At 54.3% G+C, this 346-nt stretch carries 1 rRNA gene; it reads left to right on the top strand.

The features are described 5' to 3' along the window. Positions 1-346, top strand: a 23S ribosomal RNA gene (locus tag ACQ7JA_RS25060); the annotation flags it as partial.

Here is a 346-nt window from a genome sequence, read left to right as displayed (position 1 = left end):
ATATGGTAGGAGAGCGTTCTGTAAGCCTGCGAAGGTGTCTTGTAAAGGATGCTGGAGGTATCAGAAGTGCGAATGCTGACATGAGTAGCGATAATGCGGGTGAAAAGCCCGCACGCCGTAAGCCCAAGGTTTCCTGTTCAACGTTCATCGGAGCAGGGTGAGTCGGCCCCTAAGGCGAGGCAGAGATGCGTAGCTGATGGGAAGCAGGTTAATATTCCTGCACCGTCGTATGATGCGATGGGGGGACGGATCGCGGAAGGTTGTCCAGCTGTTGGAATAGCTGGTTTCTGGTTCATAGAAGGCGCTTAGGCAAATCCGGGCGCGGAATTCAAGGGACTGGGACGTG

The sequence above is a fragment of the Massilia sp. BKSP1R2A-1 genome (genome assembly GCF_050586525.1).
Taxonomy (GTDB): Bacteria; Pseudomonadota; Gammaproteobacteria; order Burkholderiales; family Burkholderiaceae_D; genus Telluria.
This window is presented reverse-complemented; position numbering and strand designations above follow the sequence as displayed.